3 protein-coding genes are annotated in these 1,648 nt (G+C 64.1%); 1 reads left to right on the top strand and 2 read right to left on the bottom strand.

Going from position 1 to position 1,648, the window contains the following annotated elements:
• Nucleotides 1-278: DUF3299 domain-containing protein (locus tag BLX41_RS33940; RefSeq protein WP_185073883.1), on the top strand; the 278-nt coding region annotated here is incomplete at its 5' end.
• Between the two features lie 175 nt (nucleotides 279-453).
• Here BLX41_RS33940 and BLX41_RS31660 read toward each other — a convergent pair.
• Both BLX41_RS31660 and BLX41_RS36880 read right to left on the bottom strand, forming a co-directional pair.
• Nucleotides 454-1,353, bottom strand: a complete 900-nt coding sequence (locus BLX41_RS31660; RefSeq protein WP_123728044.1) for a D-hexose-6-phosphate mutarotase — start codon at nucleotides 1,351-1,353, stop codon at nucleotides 454-456.
• A gap of 58 nt (nucleotides 1,354-1,411) precedes the next feature.
• On the bottom strand, nucleotides 1,412-1,648 hold a 237-nt coding region (locus tag BLX41_RS36880), incomplete at its 5' end, for an acyl-CoA thioesterase (RefSeq protein WP_311197611.1).

Raw genomic sequence — 1,648 nt, 5'->3', positions numbered from 1 at the left:
TTGGCGTTTATCCGGTGCCGCTGGAAGCCGATGCCAAGGGCCGCAGCACGCTGTTCTTCCTGGTGCCGTACCCGGGGGCCTGCATCCACGTGCCGCCACCGCCGCCCAACCAGCTGGTGCTGGTGCGCTTTCCCAAGGGCGTGAAGCTGGATGACATCTACACGCCGCTGTGGGTGACGGGCACCTTGAAGATCGAGAAGGTCAGCAATGACCTGGCCGACGCGGCCTACGCCCTGGATGCGGCGAAGGTGCGGGTGGTTCAGGAATCGGATCTCTGAAGCGGCAGCTCTGAATGTGCTTCTGAACGGTACTTCCAAACGGCTCTGTTGAACTGGACCGCTGAAGGTATTTCTGAATGGTAGGAGCCGGCTTGCCGGCGAAAGCGGCCGCAAGAACGCTGACGGTCCTGAGGGCCTCTTCGCTGGCAAGCCAGCTCCTACGGGGCGGGTGGGGTCAGAGCGGGGTGGCGCTGATGCTGACGCTCAGGGTGTGGCTGGCGCCCGGGGCCAGGGTGACGATGTCATCCATCACGTTGGCGGTCTCGATGCACAGCATGCGCTGCCAGCCGTCGTCGGCCATGTCGCCAAATTGCGCGGCGCGGTCGATCCAGGGGTTCCAGATCACCGCGGTGCGCGAGCCTTCGCTGTTCAGGCGAATCCGTCGTTGCCAGTCCGGGTCGACGATATCCAGCTGCGCCGGGGCATCCAGGTAGATGCGGTCGGTCTCGCCGGTAAAGTGCAGGCTGCCGGTCTGGACTTTGGTCTTCCAGTCTTCCAGGGTTTCGATGTAGTTCAGTCCGTCCAGGCCTTCGACCTGCACCTTGCGCACATCGCTGACCGCGAAATAGCTGTGCAGCGCCTGGCTGATGCTCACGCTTTCAGTGCCCAGGTTGTGGCTGCTGAGGCTGATGTGCAGTTGCTCGTCGAGGCGGATGCTCAGGCTCGGTTCTACCTGATGGGGCCAGCCAGGAAAACCGCCAGTGGGGCAGGGCAGGCGCAGGCGCACCAGCAAGCTGTCGCCGTCGCTTTCGATGCCTTGCAGTTCCCAGTCGGTGGCCCGTACCAGGCCGTGGGCCGGTGCCGGTTCAGCGCTTTGGCGCATGGCCTGCACGCTTTGCGGGTTGCGGGCAAAGTTGCCGAACCAGGGCCAGCACACCGGCACCCCGGCGCGGATGCTCTTGCCGGTCTTGAACTGCGCCTCGTCGTTGAGCCAGATCAGCGGCTGTTGCCCGGCCACTTGATAACTGAGGATGTGCGCGCCTTGCTGGGCCACCAGCAGTTCGGCGTCACCGTGGCGGATGCGCCAGCAGTTCAGTTCATCCAGTTTCACCGTTTCAACGTGGGGCGTAGGCATGCTGCTGATCTCGTTCGCAAGGTTTGGGCTGTTATGGACTGCATAACAGCCTCCAGGTTTAACGCGCGCGGGGCGGAACCGAGCGGGTGCGGCCGCTGCCGTCGATGGCGACGAACACGAACACCGCCTCGGTGACCTTGCGCCATTCGCTGGACAGCGGGTCGTCGCTCCACACTTCCACCATCATCTGGATCGAGCTGCGGCCGATCTCCAGGGTCTGGGTATAGAAGGACAGTTGCGCGCCCACCGCCACCGGCACCAGGAACGCCATGCGATCGATGGCCACGGTAGCGAC

Origin of the sequence: Pseudomonas protegens, assembly GCF_003732485.1 — a bacterium.
In the GTDB taxonomy this organism is placed as follows: Bacteria; Pseudomonadota; Gammaproteobacteria; order Pseudomonadales; family Pseudomonadaceae; genus Aquipseudomonas; species Aquipseudomonas protegens_B.
Note: the sequence above shows the minus strand (reverse complement) of the source record. Positions and strands in the feature narration are given on the sequence as shown.